This is a genomic window from Rhizobium sp. NZLR1b (assembly GCF_019685155.1).
Taxonomy (GTDB): domain Bacteria; phylum Pseudomonadota; class Alphaproteobacteria; order Rhizobiales; family Rhizobiaceae; genus Rhizobium.
This window is the reverse complement of the sequence record NZ_JABDWC010000004.1, coordinates 56,032-73,805: the sequence shown is the minus strand read 5'-3', so window position 1 is coordinate 73,805 and position 17,774 is coordinate 56,032. Positions and strand designations below refer to the sequence as shown.

The 17,774-nt window shown below is 63.0% G+C and carries 18 protein-coding genes and 1 pseudogene; 18 read left to right on the top strand and 1 reads right to left on the bottom strand.

All coding sequences use genetic code 11. The annotated features are described in order from the left end of the window. Window positions 1-17: 17 nt before the first annotated feature. The 12 genes and pseudogenes from HJB84_RS07055 to HJB84_RS07000 all read left to right on the top strand — a co-directional run bounded on the left by HJB84_RS07055 (window position 18) and on the right by HJB84_RS07000 (window position 11,102). The gene (locus HJB84_RS07055; protein ID WP_207585639.1) at window positions 18-1,280 is read left to right on the top strand and encodes an isoprenylcysteine carboxylmethyltransferase family protein; all 1,263 of its coding nucleotides are present in this window, start codon (window positions 18-20) and stop codon (window positions 1,278-1,280) included. Between the two features lie 163 nt (window positions 1,281-1,443). Next, window positions 1,444-1,551, top strand: a pseudogene (locus HJB84_RS07050) (transposase); the annotation flags it as partial. Between the two features lie 154 nt (window positions 1,552-1,705). Beyond that, window positions 1,706-2,524, top strand: a complete 819-nt coding sequence (locus HJB84_RS07045) for an SDR family NAD(P)-dependent oxidoreductase (protein ID WP_221115574.1) — start codon at window positions 1,706-1,708, stop codon at window positions 2,522-2,524. Window positions 2,525-2,605: 81 nt separating this feature from the next. After that, window positions 2,606-3,904 (top strand): ABC transporter substrate-binding protein, encoded by a 1,299-nt coding sequence (locus HJB84_RS07040; protein WP_311044991.1) that lies wholly within the window; start codon window positions 2,606-2,608, stop codon window positions 3,902-3,904. A gap of 126 nt (window positions 3,905-4,030) precedes the next feature. After that, a complete protein-coding gene (locus HJB84_RS07035; protein ID WP_207585387.1) occupies window positions 4,031-4,762 on the top strand; it encodes an ABC transporter ATP-binding protein in 732 nt (243 codons plus the stop codon). Further along, a complete protein-coding gene (locus HJB84_RS07030) occupies window positions 4,759-5,487 on the top strand; it encodes an ABC transporter ATP-binding protein (protein WP_221115573.1) in 729 nt (242 codons plus the stop codon). Before HJB84_RS07035 ends, HJB84_RS07030 begins: the two co-directional genes overlap by 4 nt. After that, window positions 5,474-6,331 carry a branched-chain amino acid ABC transporter permease gene (locus HJB84_RS07025; RefSeq protein WP_221115572.1) on the top strand — a complete coding sequence of 286 codons (858 nt, stop codon included), beginning with the start codon at window positions 5,474-5,476 and terminating at the stop codon, window positions 6,329-6,331. Before HJB84_RS07030 ends, HJB84_RS07025 begins: the two co-directional genes overlap by 14 nt. A 4-nt stretch (window positions 6,332-6,335) precedes the next feature. Further along, window positions 6,336-7,385 carry a branched-chain amino acid ABC transporter permease gene (locus HJB84_RS07020; protein WP_311044990.1) on the top strand — a complete coding sequence of 350 codons (1,050 nt, stop codon included), beginning with the start codon at window positions 6,336-6,338 and terminating at the stop codon, window positions 7,383-7,385. Next, entirely contained in the window at window positions 7,382-8,395 is a 1,014-nt protein-coding gene (locus HJB84_RS07015; protein WP_221115571.1) for a zinc-binding dehydrogenase, read from the top strand. Before HJB84_RS07020 ends, HJB84_RS07015 begins: the two co-directional genes overlap by 4 nt. Before the next feature lie 28 nt (window positions 8,396-8,423). After that, window positions 8,424-9,203 carry an alpha/beta fold hydrolase gene (locus tag HJB84_RS07010; RefSeq protein WP_207585383.1) on the top strand — a complete coding sequence of 260 codons (780 nt, stop codon included), beginning with the start codon at window positions 8,424-8,426 and terminating at the stop codon, window positions 9,201-9,203. A 61-nt stretch (window positions 9,204-9,264) separates the two neighbouring features. Beyond that, window positions 9,265-10,491 (top strand): acyl-CoA dehydrogenase family protein, encoded by a 1,227-nt coding sequence (locus HJB84_RS07005; RefSeq protein ID WP_221115570.1) that lies wholly within the window; start codon window positions 9,265-9,267, stop codon window positions 10,489-10,491. Then, window positions 10,488-11,102, top strand: coding sequence for a flavin reductase family protein (locus HJB84_RS07000; protein ID WP_221115569.1), 615 nt, complete (start codon window positions 10,488-10,490; stop codon window positions 11,100-11,102). The genes HJB84_RS07005 and HJB84_RS07000 overlap by 4 nt, the downstream gene beginning before the upstream one ends. A 36-nt stretch (window positions 11,103-11,138) precedes the next feature. Here HJB84_RS07000 and HJB84_RS06995 read toward each other — a convergent pair whose 3' ends face one another. Next, window positions 11,139-12,089 (bottom strand): LysR family transcriptional regulator, encoded by a 951-nt coding sequence (locus HJB84_RS06995; protein WP_207585380.1) that lies wholly within the window; start codon window positions 12,087-12,089, stop codon window positions 11,139-11,141. A gap of 80 nt (window positions 12,090-12,169) precedes the next feature. Here HJB84_RS06995 and HJB84_RS06990 point away from each other — a divergent pair, with 80 nt between their 5' ends. The 6 genes from HJB84_RS06990 to HJB84_RS06965 all read left to right on the top strand — a co-directional run bounded on the left by HJB84_RS06990 (window position 12,170) and on the right by HJB84_RS06965 (window position 17,774). Continuing rightward, window positions 12,170-13,030, top strand: a complete 861-nt coding sequence (locus HJB84_RS06990) for a dioxygenase (protein ID WP_164012378.1) — start codon at window positions 12,170-12,172, stop codon at window positions 13,028-13,030. Beyond that, window positions 13,027-14,091: a maleylacetate reductase gene (locus tag HJB84_RS06985; RefSeq protein WP_221115568.1), complete on the top strand. Its 1,065-nt coding sequence runs from the start codon at window positions 13,027-13,029 to the stop codon at window positions 14,089-14,091. Before HJB84_RS06990 ends, HJB84_RS06985 begins: the two co-directional genes overlap by 4 nt. A gap of 24 nt (window positions 14,092-14,115) precedes the next feature. Further along, window positions 14,116-15,393, top strand: a complete 1,278-nt coding sequence (locus tag HJB84_RS06980; protein WP_221115567.1) for an ABC transporter substrate-binding protein — start codon at window positions 14,116-14,118, stop codon at window positions 15,391-15,393. Between the two features lie 91 nt (window positions 15,394-15,484). Further along, window positions 15,485-16,204 (top strand): ABC transporter ATP-binding protein, encoded by a 720-nt coding sequence (locus HJB84_RS06975; RefSeq protein ID WP_221115566.1) that lies wholly within the window; start codon window positions 15,485-15,487, stop codon window positions 16,202-16,204. Continuing rightward, window positions 16,204-16,914, top strand: a complete 711-nt coding sequence (locus HJB84_RS06970; protein WP_207585376.1) for an ABC transporter ATP-binding protein — start codon at window positions 16,204-16,206, stop codon at window positions 16,912-16,914. The genes HJB84_RS06975 and HJB84_RS06970 overlap by 1 nt, the downstream gene beginning before the upstream one ends. After that, a complete protein-coding gene (locus HJB84_RS06965; protein ID WP_207585375.1) occupies window positions 16,911-17,774 on the top strand; it encodes a branched-chain amino acid ABC transporter permease in 864 nt (287 codons plus the stop codon). Before HJB84_RS06970 ends, HJB84_RS06965 begins: the two co-directional genes overlap by 4 nt.

Here is a 17,774-nt window from a genome sequence, read left to right as displayed (position 1 = left end):
TCGAGAAAGCCGAGCGCGTGCCGATATCGGAGGACAGGGATACCCTCACCAGGAGTCCCCTGGTCACTCAAGCTGCGACCCTTGCCGGCGTTCTCGTCGGCATTGCGCTCGCGACCTATCTGCGGCTTGATCCTGGCAAGGCGATGGCGCTTTCGGTCCTCTGTCTTCTCCTGGCGTGGATCGTCGTCGACGGCACACCGGCTGCGCGCCGGGCCTGGGCATTGCGAGAGAGGCGGCATGAGGCTCCCGCCGCTTCCTGGCGGCGCATCGGAACCAAGATTGTCGGACTCGCCGCGCTTTTGGGTGCGGTCGTCATCGCCTGTTCCATCTTTCCGTTTTTCACGCAGTCGTCGGCGGTTCGATGGTTCATCGAGGCCGGCCATACGGCCATCCCCATCTCCATCGCTCTTGTCGGCGCCACCATTCTTTACGTCGCGGTCACCGATCTCGTCGCCGAGGAGCCCGACGATTATCTCAACCAGGTCGGCCGTGCGGTGCTGATGCAGGATTTTCGCGAAGAAGACGTGCTGTTCGCATTGCGGCTGCTCGCGATCAAATGCTTCTTCCTCGTGCTGATGTTTTCAAGCGGCATAGCCGCACTTTCCGATCTTGCCGAAAAGCCGGCCTGGCTGTTTCCCTCACTTTCAGCCGCCTGGTTCGAAGGCTTGCTGCGGCTCGTCTTGCTTCTCGACGTCATCCTGGCGGCCGGCGGCTACATCGCCACCTTCAAGCTTTTCGGATGGCATGTCCGGGCGACGGAGACGACGGCGCTCGGCTGGCTCGTCTGCCTGATCTGCTATGAGCCGTTCTTCCCGGTGATTTCGCATGCCTTCGTGCCTTATGGCGACGGACCGGGTTGGGAGAGCATTATCCAGGAGGGGTCGGTGGTCTTCATCCTCTGGAGCGTCGCGACGCTGTTCTGCACGGTTATCTACGTCTGGGCGACCGTCGCCTTCGGACCGCGATTTTCCAACCTGACCCATCGCGGCATCATCACATCAGGCCCCTACCGCTTCATCAAACATCCGGCCTATGTCTCGAAGAACATCGCCTGGTGGCTGTTTGCGTTTCCGAGCTTCATCGCCAGTGGCCTGGCCGAAGGACTTGCGCGGGCTGGCATGCTGGCGATCATCAGTCTTATCTATTTGCTGCGCGCCCGCGCCGAAGAGCGCATGCTGAGCCGAGATCCCGCCTATCGGGACTATGCCGAGAACGTCGCGGCGCATCGGCTTTTGGCGATGGCCAAGCGGCGGCTGGCGCCTGCGGCGCCGCGTGTCTGAAAGACGCGCAAAGGACGTAGGCCAGGGGGAGATCGGCGAGCTCTGCCCCTTGCATGTTCAATTCGCACTAATTGTTAGATGATTGGTCCGGCCGTCCTCGCGTTTTCCTGAACAGATGATGGGGAGCCAGTCCCGCATGCAAGGCAAGGTTCCGTTCTGCCTGTTCCTGGAAGAGGGCCGGGCTGCGATTGACAACAACGCGGCTGAACGGGCACTGCGCCCAACAGGCGTTGGAAGACGCAATTGGCTCTTCGCGGGAGCCGACAAAGGCTCATTGCTTTTCTCAGCCGATAACCCGCCGTAGATCGCAGTAAACCTGGCTCCAGACCCCTAGCTTCCATAACACATAGACATATTAAACTTGAAAAGAATTATTAAAGCACGGGTCGTTCGCTGTTAGCCTTCTCGAAGTGGGAGGAGACAGAATGGCGACATTGCGAGAAATGTTCGACGTTCGTGGCAAGTCGGTGATTGTCACCGGCGGTGCCAGCGGCATCGGCCGTGCATACGCGGAGGTCATGGCGGACAATGGCGCGCGCGTCTGCATATTCGACCTGAACGCGGCAACGCTGGAAACGGTAGTTGCCGAAATCAAGGCCAATGGCGGTGACGTCTGGGGGCAGGTCGTCGACGTTTCCGACAGACCCCGAATGAGCGACGCTTTCGACACCGTGGCCGAACGGCATGGGCGGATCGACGTGGTCTTCGCCAATGCCGGCATCGACCCCGGCCCGGGCTTCCTGTCGACCGAAGGCGGACGCATTCCAGAAGGCGCTATCGACGCGCTGGACGACGCACAATGGGATCGTGGCATCGAGGTCAACCTCACATCGGTCTATACGACAGTCAAGAATTCTGCCCGGCACATGAAGAAATCGGGCGGCGGCAGGATCATCGTCACGTCCTCGATCGCGGCACAGATCAACGAGGCGATCGTCGGCACGTCCTATATGCCCGCCAAGGCGGGCGTCGACCATTTCGTCCGCCAGATGGCAATGGAACTGGGCATGTTCGGTATCCTCGTCAATTGCATATCGCCTGGCCCCTTCATGACCAACATCGCCGGCGGCCGGCTAAAGATTCCCGCGGACCGCAAGGCTTTCGAGGAGCAATCGCTGATCGGGCGGATCGGCGACACGGAGGACGTCAAGGGCCTTGCACTCTATCTGGCATCGCCATGCTCGTCTTACGTCACGGGCAGCCAGATCGTCATCGATGGCGGCGCGATGAACCGCATCAAGTGATGTGACAGCCGGCCAGGGAGGAACGGCCGGCTGTCACCAATGCGCATGCAAACGACAAATCACCAAAGGGAGGAGCCGAAGGTGGACCTGAATACGAGAATCATAAGACCATCACGCCGGACCGTGCTGAAGGGCATCGGTGCCGGCTTGGCCGCATCGGCGCTCGGAGCACCCATGATTGCCCGCGCGCAATCGGCCGGCACGATCAAACTCGGCTTCGTAACCCCGGCGACCGGTCCGCTTGCGCTGTTCGGCGAAACCGACGGCTGGGCGGCGGACAAAGTCAAGGCCCTGCTCAAGGATGGCCTGGAGACGGCAGCCGGCAAGTTCGATGTCGAAATCCTGATCCGTGACAGCCAGTCCGATCCGAACCGCGCGGCCGAAGTCGCTGGCGACCTCATCCTGAACGATGGCGTGCATCTGCTGCTGCCCGCATCGACCACTGACACCGTCAGCCCCTCGGCCGACCAGGCGGAACTCAACGAGTGCCCGTGCCTTTCGACCGGCGCGCCGTGGCAGGCGGTGATCTTCCCGCGCGGCGGCCAGAAGGCGCCGTTCAACTGGACCTATCATTTCTTCTGGGGCCTCGATGAGGCGCTCAACACCTTCGTTGGCCTGTGGAATACGCTAGACACCAACCGCAAGGTAGGCTTGCTGTTTCCGCAGAATGCGGACGGCGAGACCTGGGGTAACAACGATTACGGTCTGCCAGTGCCGACCAAGAAGGCCGGCTTCGAGATCACCGTCCCGGGCTTTTTCCAGCCGCGCACCAACGACTATTCCGCACAAATCGCCGCCTTCAAGGCTGCCGGATGCGAGATCGTCGGCGGCATCACCTATCCTGACGACCTCAAGACCTTCATCAACCAGTGCGCCCAGCAAGGATACAAGCCCAAGGCCGTCACCGTCGCGGCGGCACTCCTTTTCCCGGGCGGCGTGCAGGCACTCGGCCCGCTCGGCGACGGCATGTCGTCGGAAGTGTGGTGGACGCCTGCCTTCCCCTTCAAATCGACGTTGACCGGACAAGTGAGCCGCGACATCGCCGACCAATGGGAGAGCGAAACCAAGAAGCAGTGGACGCAGCCGCTCGGCTACAGCCATGCGATCTGGGAAGTCGCGATCGATATTCTCAAACGCTCGTCCAACCCCCTCGACCGCACCGCCAACCGTGATGCCATGGTGGCAACGAAACTCGACACGCTGATCGGCAAGGTCGATTTCTCCAGCGGCCCGCACAAGAACGTCTCGACGACGCCGATCTTCGGCGGCCAGTGGGTCAAGGGTGAGAAATGGCCCTATGACCTGAAGATCGTCGACAACACCGTCAACAAACTGTTCGAACCCGAACAGAAAATAAAGGTGATCCCCTGGGCGAGCTAAGCCTGGACACGTCGGGCGGGCCACATTGACCAACGAGGTCGCCCGGCGACCTGCAAGACCAGGCCGAATGCATGAAAACCGGAGGGGCGGGCGTGTTTCTACGCCTGCTCCAACCGGGAGCGGAGGATGCTATTGGACGGCGTATTGCTAGAAGCGAGAGGATTGAGCAAATCCTTCGGCGCCTTGCGCGTCCTGCAGGACATCAGCTTCGATGTCCGGCGTGGCGAGGTGCTGGGCATCCTCGGCCCCAACGGGGCGGGAAAGACCACGCTTTTCAATCTGATCAGCGGTGACCTTAGGAACGATGCCGGCGAGCTCGTGTTCGCCGGACAGCGCCTCGTCGGCCAGCCGCCTCATGTGCGCTGCAAGATCGGCATCGGCCGCACATATCAGATCCCACGCCCCTATGTCGGCATGTCGACATTCGAAAATCTGCTCGTCGCGGCGACATTTGGCGGCGGCCGCAGCGAGGCCCAGAGCTATGCACTCTGTGCCCGGATTCTCGGCGACTGCGAGCTTTCCGACAAGGCCAACCGCTCGGCGGGCTCGCTGACGCTGCTTGACCGCAAGCGGCTGGAGCTGGCCCGCGCGCTGGCGTCGAGTCCGAGTTTGCTGCTGCTCGACGAAATCGCCGGCGGGTTGACCGACGAGGAGGGCAAGGCGCTGGTGCAACTGATCCGACGCATCCGCGACCGTGGCGTGACGATCGTCTGGATCGAGCATGTGCTGCATGCGCTACTAGCGGTGGCAGACCGGATCATGGTGCTGAATTTCGGCGAGAAAATCGCTGAGGGCCTGCCAGACGAGGTCATCAAGAACCCCGAAGTACGACGTGTCTACATGGGGATCGAGGCATGACCAAAACGCTTCTGTCCACGCACCAGCTCAAGGCCCGCTATCGTGATTTCCAGGCGCTCTACGGCGTGGATCTCGAAATCGCCGAGGGAGAGATCGTGGCCCTGATCGGCGCAAACGGCGCCGGCAAATCCACCCTGCTGAAATCGATCATGGGCCTCATCAAAGTGGCACCCGACATGGTGTGTCTCGACGGCCGCCCGGTTGGTGGCAGCAAGCCGCATAGCATGGTGGCCGATGGCGTGGCGATCGTGCCAGAGGGTCGCCGGCTCTTCGCCGGGATGTCCGTCCTCGACAATCTGCGCGTGGCGATCGACCATGCCGCCCCGGGACATGGCGAGGTCTGGACGATCGAGCGCGTCTACGCGCTGTTTCCGATCCTCAAGGAAAAGCAGGCAGTGCCTGTGCAATCCCTGTCCGGCGGTCAGCAGCAGATGGTCGCCATCGGGCGTGCGCTACTCAACCAACCTCGCTTGCTGCTTTGCGACGAGATCAGTCTTGGCCTGGCGCCGAAGGTCGTCAAGGAAATCTATCAATCCATCCCCGCGATCTCGAGGAATGGCACCGCCGTCGTGCTGGTCGAGCAGGACGTCGGTCTCGCCAAATCGGCCTCCGACCGGCTCTACTGCATGCTGGAGGGCCGCGTGACCCTGACCGGCCGGTCGGCGGACATGTCCCGCGAGGAGATCGGCGAAGCCTATTTCGGAGCATCCCATGCAGTGGCTTGACGGACTGGTCCAGGGCATTCTGCTCGGCGGCCTCTATGCGCAATATGCGCTCGGCATGGCGCTGATGTTCGGCGTTATGCGCGTGGTAAACATCACGCATGGCGACCTGATGATCCTGCTGGCATTGATCGGGATCAGCCTCGCCTCGACCTTCGGGCTCGGCCCGTGGGCGGTGCTGGTGGTGCTGGTGGCGCTCGGCGGCATCATCGGCCTAATCCTGCAGCGGCTCATACTCGATCGGGTGGTCGGCGCAGACCCGCTGCCGTCGCTGATCGCGACCTTCGGCCTGTCGACCGCGCTGCAGAATGCGATGTTGCAGGTGTGGTCGGCGGACACCCGCTCGCTGCCGAGCGGCGGCATTGCCCAGGCCTCCTTCCAACTCGGGCCGCTCTTCGTCGGCGTGCTGCCCGTTATCGTGCTGATCACCGCGACCATACTGACGGCGGGGTTGGCAACGACGATGCAATATACCCGCTTCGGCCGTTCGTTGCGCGCAGCGTCGGCCGATGTCGAGGCAGCGGCAATGACCGGCGTCAACCCAAAAAACGTTTATGCCGGCGCCACCGCGCTGGCGGTCGCCATACTTGGCTTTGCCGCCGTGTTTCAGTCGATGCGCTCAACGGTGTCGCCCGCCGATGGCGCCTTCCAACTGATCTACGCCTTCGAAGCGGTGATCATCGGCGGCATGGGCTCGATCTGGGGTGCCTTCATCGGTGCCATGGTGCTCGGCATCAGCCAGTCGTTCGGTTTCCGCATCGATCCCGGCTTCGGCATCCTGGCCGGCCATCTCGTCTTCCTGCTCATTCTCGCGTTGCGGCCGCAGGGCCTTCTCGGAAAGGATTGAGACCGTGACCCAAGCGATCGCAACCGCTCCCGCTCCAGGCCCGACCGATGCCATGGATCTTCCGCCGGTCCGGGTCCAGCGCCAGACCATGTCGGGCATCATCGCAATGGGCCTCGGCATCGTAGTGCTCTTTGCCGTTGCCTCGATGCCGCTTTGGGCCAGCCAGGGCCTGATCCGAGACGTGGTGGAGCTGTGCTGCTACATCGCCGTGGCGCAGATGTGGAACCTGCTGGGAGGGTATGCCGGCCTGGTGTCGGTCGGCCAACAAGTCTTTGTCGGCGTCGCCGCCTACATGATGTTCGTGATGGCCCAGCTCTGGGGCATCAATCCCTTTGTTGCCGTTGTGCTGGCGATGATCGCGCCGGCGTTGCTCGCCATCCCCACCTATGGCCTGCTGCACCGGCTCGACGGACCCTATTTCGCGATCGGCACCTGGGTCGTGGCCGAGGTGGTGCGGCTGGCGACCTCCGTATTCGGCTACGTCAATGCCGGCGCTGGAATGAGCCTGCGCGTCATGACCACCTATTCCCCGACCGAACGCGCCGTGGGTGTATCCCTGCTCTGCGCGCTGATGCTGCTGATGACGGTCGGCGGCAGCTACCTACTGCTGCGCTCGCGTTACGGCTTGGCCTTGATCGCCATGCGCGACAATCCTGTCGCCGCAGCAAGCCAGGGCGTCAATGTCAGCCGGTTGCGCTTCCTGATCTGGGTGGCTGCAGCCGTCGGTACGGGCCTTGCGGGCGCCATCTATTTCATGGCCCAACTGCGCATAACACCACCCTCAGCCTATGATCCTAACTGGGCCAATATCGCAATTTTCATCGTCATGGTCGGCGGGCTGGGATCGCTGGAAGGCGTGCTGATCGGCGCGCTGATCTACTTCTTCGCCGAGCGTTGGTTCGGCGAATATGGCGCGACCTATCTCGTGGTCCTCGGCCTTATGACCCTGTTCATGGCGCTCTTCGCCCGCGGCGGCATCTGGGGCCTGATCTGCAAGGTCGTCGACGCCCCCTGGTTCCCAACACGACGGCGCCTGATGGAGGACCGGACATGAAGGCTGTGCTTTTCGATAGTGTCGGACTGCCTTTAACAGTCGGCGAACGCCCGGTGCCGGAGCCGGCTGATGATGAGGTCCTGCTCAAGATCGCCGCCTGCGGCATCTGCGGCTCCGATCTCCACATGACCGAGGACCCCAAAACCTTCGGCCTCAAGCAATATGACGTACTCGGCCATGAATTTGCCGGCGAGGTCGTAAGCTGCGGCAGCGCCGTCGCCACGCTCAGGCCGGGCGACCGGGTGGCCGTGACGCCGATGCGTGGTTGCGGCCATTGCGACAGCTGCAAGCGTGGCGAGCCGGCCTGGTGCGCCGAGATGCGGCTGATCGGCGGCGGCTATGCCGAATTCACCACCGTGGCGGCGCGCCAGTGCCGCATACTTCCCGACGACCTGCCGATATCAGAGGGCGCGCTGGCCGAGCCGGTCGCCGTGGCGCTTCATTGCGTCATGCGGTCCGGCCTGAAACCCGGCGACCGCGTGCTGATCCTTGGCGCGGGGCCGATCGGCCTGCTCGTCGCCTTCTGGGCGCGCCGGCATGGTGCGCGCGAGGTCATCGTCGCCGATATCAACCGACATCAGGAAGCGCGCGCGGCGGCCATCGGCGCGACTGGTTTTGCCCTGTCTGGTCCCGGTCTCGCGGAGGAGTTCCGGAGCAAGAGCAGCGGCGAGCCCGACATTGTCTTCGAATGCGTGGGCAAACGCGGCCTGATCGATTTCGCTTGCAAACTGGTCCGGGTCCACGGAACCGTGGTCGGCGTCGGCCTCTGCGTCGGCGGTGACGACTGGGATCCGTTCGCGGCGCTGTCGAAGGAAATCCAGCTCATCTTCGCGGTGTTCTTCAACATGACCGAGTTCGAGACCGCGCTCGCGGCACTCGAGCCGGGCCGCTATCGCCCGCAAGCGTTGATCACCGACCGGATCGGTTTCGGCGAAGTGCCCGAGACCTTCGAGGCACTCAAGCGCCGGACGACGCAGTGCAAGGTGCTGATCGCCGCCGACGCGGCCTGACAGATTGATTGTATGAGGAGGATATTCAATGGAATTTGAAACTCTGACCCAGGATATCGACGGCGTCCGAACGGTGGTGAAGGCGATCGGTCGCGGCCCCGCGGTGCTAGCGTTGCATGGCGCGGCCACGCTCGAGGGCCATGAATGGGCGCGCGGGCTGGCGGATCGGTTCCGCGTTTACCTTCCCTTCCATCCCGGATTCGGCGAGAGCGGCGAGGCGCCGCATATTGCCGGCATGCAGGACATGGTGGTCCATAACCTCCATCTCGTCAAAGCGCTCGGCCTCGACCGGCCGCATCTGGTCGGACATTCCATGGGTGGCTGGATGGCGGCCGAAATCGCCGCCGTCTCTGGCGAGCAGTTTGGCAAGCTGGTGCTGAACGCCCCGGCCGGCCTCAATCACACGGACCATCCCGGCACCGATCTTGGCGCGGTCCCGCCGCAGGAATTGCCTGGATATCTGGCCCACAATGTCGAAGTCGCGGCGCGCTATTTCCCCGGCGGTTCGGAATGCCCCTCGGTCGAGGATTTCGTCGCGGCACGCGAAAAGGAAGGCCCGGCGCTCGGCAACATTCTCAAGGGGCATGGTTTCGGTCACCCCAATCTCGGCCGTTGGTTGAGCCGGATTCCGAATGAGACACTTATCGTCTGGGGCGACAAGGACCGCATGCTGCCGGCCTCGCAGGCGCCGATCTGGGAAAAGAGCATTCCCAATGCGCTGACGCTGATCATCAAGGAGGTCGGCCATTTCGCTATGCAGGAAGATCCGCGCACCGTCACTGCCATCGGCGACTTCCTCGCCGGGTGAAACCAAATGAGCGGCGCCGTCAGGCGGGCTTTATGATCAGGTCTATCAAGGAGGAATTGTCATGAATGCACTAATCAAGCACGCATCAGGCTACTGGGGCACGAAGACGGACTTCGCGTCCCTCCTGGCCCATGTCGACAAGGTCGGCCCGATCCTCGACAAGAATTCCGAGGACAATGAAAAGCTCGGCCGCCTCAACGAGGAGACCTTCGAGGCGCTCAAGCCGCTGAGGATGAGCCATGTCTTCGCCGGCGAGGATATCGGTGGTGCGCAGCTGTCGCCGACCCAGGGACTTCAGCTCATTGAAGCCATCACCTATCACAGCGGCGCGGCCGGCTGGATCTCGATGGTGCACACCTGCATCGGCGCGATGTCGGCGGCCTTCCTGCCCGATACGGCGATCGGCCGCCTGTTCGACGGCAAGACCGATAACCGGTTTTCCGGCCAGGGCACGCCGACGGGCATGCTGAAGAAGGTTGATGGCGGTTATCGGCTGAACGGCAAGTGGGCCTATGCCAGCGGCATCTACCACGCTACCTATACCCATACGGCAGCGCTGCTCGACGATGGAAACGGTCACCCGGCGAAGGACGAGAAGGGCAACGTGATCGTGCTCTGCGCCCATGCGCCAGTCGGAGAGCACGAGTTGCTCGGGAACTGGAATTCACTCGGCCTACAGGCGACGGGCAGCATCGACTATGCCGCCAACGATGTCTTCATTCCTGACGACATGGTGTTCCCGATTCTGACCGCCGAGCCGCAGCGTATGAAGGAATTCTTCAGCCTCGGCGTCGTCGGCCTCGCTGCCATAGGCCATTCCGGGTGGGCGATCGGTGCGGCACGTCGCATGCTTGACGAAGCTGCCAAATATGCCAAGACCAAGACTGGCCGTGCCGGCATGCTGGGCGAGAGCGATAAGTTCTGGTTCGATTTCGGCCGCGCGGAGGCCCGAGTCCGCGCCGCCCGCGCCCTCCTGTTCGAGGTCTGGCGCGACGTGGAGGCCTCGATCGAAGCCGGCAACCGCATGACGACCCGCCAGATAAGCCTTGTGCATCTCGCCAAGTCCGAAGTGCATGAGGGCGGCGTCGATGCCTGCCATTTCGTCTACCGCGCGCTCGGCGGCGCTTCGTTGCGTTACGGCGTGATGCAGCGGATCTATCGCGAGATGCTGACGGCGGCGAACCATTTCACGATCAATCCCAACATCGTCGCCGCCGCCGGCCGCGACATTGCCGGCGTATGGAGCGATCGCGTCTGGCAGTTCTACGACCTGATCGAGAAGAAATGAGCGCGGCCGCGAGAGGCATGCCGGGCAAGGTGGCGGCGGCCGAAACGGGTGCCGCTGGCGGTGGCCAAGGCATCACCGAAGCCTTCATGGCAGCGTTCCGGCATCACCCGTCGGGCGTGGCGATCATCACGGCCGATGCGGGGGAAGGTCCGGTGGCGCTGACGGTGAGCTCACTGATCTCGATCAGCGCGGTGCCGCCCATGGTCGCCTTTTCGCTCTCGGCATCCTCGTCGAGTGCGAAAGTGGTGGAGCGGGCGGCATCGGTGGTCGTCCACTTCGTTCGCCGCGCCGACATGCAGCTCGCCCGGCTCTGCGCGACATCGGGCGGCGATCGCTTCGGGCCAGATGTTCAATGGGCTCGGCTCGAAGGCGGCGAGCCCTATTATCCTCAGGTCGAGCTCTGGTTCCGGGCCGAACTTAGAGGTCGGCTGGAGACGCGGGGGGCATGTCTGGTCACGGCTGAGCTGACATCGGTCTCGCCCGGTGCACATGCCACGCGGCAGGCCGAGGCCCTGGTCTACGCCAACCGTGCCTGGCACGGCCTCGGTCCGGTGGTCGACACCGTCGCGGCACCGGTCATGCTGTGGCCGGACGATTCGGCGACATTCTGACATTCGGCGTGGCGGCACCCGCCGCCAGCCACGAATTCACATCCCCCAGATCACGGACTGTTCGTGGCGCTTGATCAGATGCCTCAGATTCTCAAAACTTTTGCGAATATGCGTCGAGAACGCCTCGATAGCCGGTGCGCCCACGTCTCCTGTGCGCCTGAGCAAGCCGAGCGCGCGTTCCGGATGCGGGATGTTGACCGGCAGGGCGGTGATCGCCTTGTCGTTGCGATAGGCGAAAACCACGCTGTGCGGCAGGATGGTGAGCGCGTCACTCTCCTTCATGTAGTTGATCGCGCTGGTCAGCGACCCGCCAGCATAGCGGATCTTGGTCTCCGTTGCGCCGAGCGAGAGAACGAGGCTGCGCAGGTCGGCAAGCAGCGGACTGCCGGGCGGCGGCGCTATCCAGGGATACTCAAGCAAATCGGACCCGGTCAGCTTGCGCTTGAGCAAAAGCGGATGGGTAAGTCGGCAGGCCACGACGTTCCGGCCCGGCAGCAATTCCTGGAAACGCATCCCCGATCCCTCGTCGAGCATATCGATCGGGCAGATGGCGAGGTCGATGCGGTCGGCGACGATCGCCGCGCGCAACTCGGGAAGATAGTCATAACTCTGTTCGATACGGACTTCGGGAAAATCGTTCTGGAAACCGGCGATCATGCCTGCGATGAGCGCGTCCATGAAGAACGGCGTGCCGCCAACGCGCACGAGCCCTGTCCGGCCGTGCCGGAAGCCTTCGACCAACGCGGACGCCTTGCGCGACGCCATGAGCATGGCCTGGCCGTGGTCTGCCAGGGCCCGGCCGAGCGGCGTCGGCTGCAGTGGCCTTCGGCCTTTGATGAACAATGGCTCGCCGAGCCGCTTTTCCAGCATAGCAAGCGTGCGCGACACTCCCGGCTGGCTAAGCCCCAGCAGCGTCGCACCTTCGGTCACGCCTCCTGCCTGGACGACCGCCGCAAGTTGCACCAGATGTCGCTCGTCGATCTTCATAACAAATACGCATACAAATCACGAAAAAAATTATCAAGCATTCAGTTCCGGGCTGCTAAGTTATCGTCATGGGAGGAGTCATGCCAGATATAACGTTCAGCGAGCGCAATTCTGCGCAGCTTGTGGCCGAGCGGCTCGACAAGCATGCGGAGGGGCCTCTGCAAGCTTTCATGGTATCCTTCATAGAACACCTGCACGAGCTCATCCGCGAGACGCGTCCGACCCATGCCGACTGGCGACGGACGGTGGAATTCCTCACCGAGGTTGGTCACGCCAGTGATGGACGGCGGCAGGAATGGGTGCTGCTTTCGGACCTTTTGGGGGTCACCGCGCTCATCGAGGAGATCAATACCCGCCGGCCGAAGAGCGCAACGCCCAATACGGTGCGCGGGCCGTTCTATCGTGCCGACGCACCCCGATTAGCGCTCGACTCCAATATCTCGCTCGACGGCGTCGGCCCCGTTCTGGCGGTGGCCGGCCATGTACAGGATCTCGATGGGCAGCCCGTCGCGGGTGCCACGATCGAGACCTGGCAAGCCAACAATGAAGGCTACTACGAGAACCAGCAACCGGACCAACAACCCGAATTCAATCTTCGCGGCGTGTTCACAGCCGACACCAAAGGCGATTTCCGCTACAAGACAGTCCGGCCGGGCGGCTATGCCGTGCCCTGCGACGGGCCGGTTGGCCAGATGCTTGGCGGCCTTGGCTTTCCACTCCGGCGCCCCGCACATCTGCACTTCCTGATCAAGGCGGATGGCTTCGAGACGATCAGCACGCATGTCTATGACGGCGGCGATGCAAACCTCGCCCGTGATGCCCTGTTTGGCGTCAAGGAAGAGCTGATCGGCGAGTTCAAGCCATCAGGCAAAGGCGAGAGTTCAACACTCGACTTTACCTTCGTCATGGTGAGGGCGAAGAAAGGACGTGGCGCGACATGACGCTGTCGTTCAGCTACCAGGGAAGTCCTGCACGCATTGTCTTCGGCAACGGAGCGAGCGCGGATGTGGGCAAATGGGTCGAGGCGCTAAATTGCCGGCGCGCGCTGGTGCTCTCGACGTCGCATCAGGCGGCGGATGCGCAGGCCCTGTCGACGCGGCTGGGTTCGCTCTCGGTCGGCACGTTCACCGATGCGGCCATGCATACGCCGGTCGAGGTTACCGAGCGCGCCGTCGCGCGCGCGGCCGAGGCCGCCGCGGATTGCATCGTATCGCTCGGCGGCGGTTCGACCACCGGGCTCGGCAAGGCGATTGCCTATCGCACCGATATCCAGCAAATCGTCGTGCCGACGACGTATGCCGGTTCCGAAGTGACGCCGATCCTTGGCCAGACGGAGAACGGCGTCAAGACCACCGTGCGCAGCCCGAAAATCACACCCGAGGTCGTCATCTACGACCCGGAGCTAACACTCGGCTTGCCCGTCGGCATGAGCATCACCAGCGGCCTGAACGCCATCGCGCACGCCGCCGAAGGGCTCTATGCGCCGGACCGCAACCCGATCACGTCAATGATGGCCATCGACGGGATGCGGGCGCTCAAGGAAGCGCTGCCTGCTATTATCGAAAGCCCGCGTGACAGTTCAGCCCGCGAGAAAGCACTTTACGGCGCGTGGCTTTGCGGCACTGTGCTCGGCCAGACCTCGATGTCGCTACATCACAAGATCTGTCACACATTGGGCGGCAGTTTCGACACGCCGCATGCGGAGACGCATGCGATCATGCTGCCGCACACGATCGGCTTCAATGCATCAGCCGTGCCGGAACTGATGAAGCCGATCTCGGACATTTTCGGTGGCGGCACGCCCGGGCAGGCGCTTTACGACTTCGCGAAATCAATCGGCTCGCCGAAGGCGCTCAGGGATTTCGGCCTCAGCGAGGCTGATCTGGACCGCGCGGCCGAGATCGCCACCAGAAGTCCCTACTCGAACCCGCGGCCGATCGATCATGGATTGATCCGCGCGCTCTTGCAGGACGCATGGAGCGGACACCGTCCGCCATATTGAATTCTTTTGGGAGGAGGAAGGCATATGTTTACGAGACGTGATTTGCTGAAATCTGCGGCCGCAACTGGAGCAGTGGCGGCGACCTCGGGGCTGAGCATGCCGGCCATCGCACAGGGTGCCCCCATCAAGCTTGGCTATGTCAGCCCGCAGAGCGGCCCGCTGGCCGCCTTCGCCGAAGCCGACAAGTTCATCATTGACGGCTTCATGGCGGCGACCAAAGCCGCCGGACTGAACTACGAAGTCGTGGTAAAGGACAGCCAGTCCAACCCGAACCGCGCCGCCGAAGTCGCTAAGGAACTGATCGTCACCGACGAGGTGCATGCGGTGCTGGTCGCATCGACGCCCGAGACGACCAACCCGGTGGCGACGACCTGCGAGGCCGAGGAAGTGCCCTGCATCTCGACCATGGCGCCGTGGCAGCCCTGGTTCATCGGCCAGCAGGCCAATCCGGGTGACCCGTCGTCGTGGAAACCGTTCAACAGCGCCTTCCACTTCTTCTGGGGCCTTGAAGACGTCATCGCCGTCTATACCAACATGTGGGGCCAGGTGACGACCAACAAGAAGGTCGGTGGCCTATTCCCCAATGACGGCGACGGCAATGCCTGGGGTGACAAGCAGGTTGGCTTCCCGCCGGTCCTGGACAAGCTCGGCTATACGCTCAACGACCCCGGCCGCTACCAGAACCTGACTGACGATTTTTCCGCGCAGATCAACGCCTTCAAGTCGGATGGCGACGAGATCATCACCGGCGTGATGATCCCGCCGGACTTCACCACTTTCTGGAACCAGGCGCAGCAGCAGGGCTTCAAGCCGAAGGTCGCCTCCATCGGCAAGGCTATCCTGTTCCCTCAGGCGGTCGAGGCGCTCGGCAAGAACGGCCACAACCTCTCGAGCGAAGTCTGGTGGTCGGCAAGTCATCCGTTCAAGTCATCGCTGACCGGCCAGAGCTCCAAGGATCTTGCGGACGGCTTCACAGCGGCGACAAGTCGTCCCTGGACCCAGCCAATCGGCTTCATCCATGCGCTGTTCGAAGTGGCGGCTGACGTGATGAAGCGGGCCGATCCGAACGACAGCGCGGCCGTGATTTCGGCCATCGCCGCCACGAACCTCGAGACGATCGTCGGCAGGGTCGCCTGGGACGGCGCAAACGTACCGCCTTTCGCGACCAAGAACATCGCCAAGACTCCGCTTGTCGGCGGCCAGTGGCGCCTAAAGGACGGCGGCGGCTACGACCTCATCATCGTCGACAACCAGACGGCGCCGAATATCCCGATGGGCGGCAAGATGGAAGCCATCGCCTGAGCCAACGCCCAGGCGGTGGACCTACCGCGCGATCGGCCCGGCGCTCAGCCCCGGCCGCCAGTGCAACGGAAGCCTGAAACCCGAGACCCTGATGCCCTTACTCGTGCTCGACCAGCTATCGAAAAGCTTCGGCGCCCTGAAAGTCGCCGACCAGGTTTCGTTTGCGCTGGAAAGTGGCGAGGCGCTCGGAGTGATCGGGCCGAACGGAGCCGGCAAATCTACCCTCTTCAACCTGATAACAGGCAACATTCGTGTCGACGCAGGCAGCATCCGGCTTGATGGCGTCGACGTGACGCGGCAGCCGCCGATGGCGCGATGTCTTGCCGGCATCGGCCGGACATTCCAGATCCCGCAGCCGTTCGAAAAGCTGACGGTCTTCGAGAACCTGCTGGTCGCAGCGGCCTTCGGCTCACGCAAGACCGAGCGCGAAGTCAGCGATCGATGCGTCGACATTCTCGTCAAGATCGGGCTTTACCCGAAGGCGAACCAGCCGGCGGGGACGCTTGGGCTGCTGCAGCGCAAGCGACTCGAACTCGCCCGGGCGCTAGCCACCGACCCCAAGATCCTGCTACTCGACGAGATCGCCGGCGGCCTGACGGAAGGAGAATGTCAGGAGCTCGTCGAGACGATTCGGGAGATCCACGGCCGTGGCGTGTCGATCATCTGGGTCGAACATGTGCTGCATGCTCTGACTTCCGTGGTCAGCCGGCTCGTCGTGCTGCATTTCGGTCGGGTGATAGGCATCGGCGATCCCGACACCATCATGGCTTCGAAAGAGGTACGCGAAATCTATCTCGGGATCGAGGTCTAATGGCGGTGCTCGAGACACACGGCCTGACGGCCTTCTATGGCGACTTCCAGGCGCTGTTCGGTGTCGACATGATGCTGAACGAAGGCGAGACGGTGGCCGTGATCGGCGCCAATGGCGCCGGCAAGTCGACGCTACTGCGCTCGATCTCCGGGCTGATCCGCAATGCGCCAAACCATATCCGCTTTGCCGGCGCCGAGATCGGCGCGCTGTCCGCGCCCGACGTCGTGCGGCTCGGCATAGCCATGGTGCCGGAAGGCAGGCGCCTCTTTCCCTCGCTGTCGGTCGAGGAGAATTTGCTGATCGGCAAATACGGCCGCAGCGGCGACGGCACTTGGACACTGGATGCAATCTACGAGCTCTTTCCCGTGCTGAAGGAGCGGCGGCACAAGCCCGGCATGGCGCTTTCGGGCGGCCAGCAGCAAATGGTGGCGATCGGCCGGGGACTGATGTCCAATCCGCGGGTCCTGCTCTGTGACGAGGTGAGCCTTGGCCTCGCGCCCGTCGTGGTCAAGGACATCTATGCGGCCTTTCCCAAGATCCGAGCGACCGGCGCGGCAATCGTCATTGTCGAGCAGGATATCGGCCAGGCTCTGAAGGTGGCCGACCGGGTCTATTGCATGATGGAGGGACGGGTGACGCTGACGGGCACGCCGGCAACACTCAGCCGCGAGGATATCCACGCGGCCTATTTCGGAGCGCATGCGCGATGAGCTGGCTCGACACGATCATCCAGGGCATTCTGCTCGGCGGCCTGTACGCGCTCTTCGCGGCGGGACTGAGCCTCGTCTTCGGCATCATGCGGCTGGTAAATCTCGCGCATGGTGATCTGATCGTGCTGGCCGCTTTCCTGGTGCTGTTGCTGGTCTCTGCGCTTGGGCTCAATCCATTCCTTGCCGCCTTGGTGGCGCTGCCCGTGATGTTCGCACTCGGCTGGGCGCTGCAATTCCTCGTACTCAACCGCACACTTGGCGACGATATTCTGCCGCCGCTGCTGGTGACTTTCGGCTTTTCGATCGTCATCCAGAACGGGCTTCTCCAAGGCTTTTCGGCCGACAGCCGTCGCATCTCGGCGGGCGCGCTGGAAACGGCCTCGTTGCAGGTCGGGCCGATCAGCATCGGCACGATGCCGCTGCTCACCTTCCTTTCCGCCGTTGGCGTCATCGTGGCGCTCAACCTGCTGTTCTATCGCACCTCGCTCGGCCGCGCCTTCCGCGCCACATCCGACGACAGCGCCACTGCTGGTCTGATGGGCATCCGGGCCGAACGGATTTTCGCGACCGCAACCGGCATCGCGATGATGGTCGTGACAATCGCCGCGCTCTATCTTGGCACTCGTGCGAATTTCGATCCGACCATGGGGCCGGCGCGGTTGATCTATGCCTTCGAGGCCGTGATCATCGGCGGGCTGGGGTCGTTCTGGGGTACGCTGGCCGGTGGCATCATCATCGGCGTGGCGCAGACGGTGGGTGCGGCGGTCAATCCGGAATGGCAGATTCTCGCCGGGCATGTCGCCTTCCTGCTGGTGTTGATCGTCCGGCCCCGCGGCCTCTTCCCTCGGGCGGTGGACTGA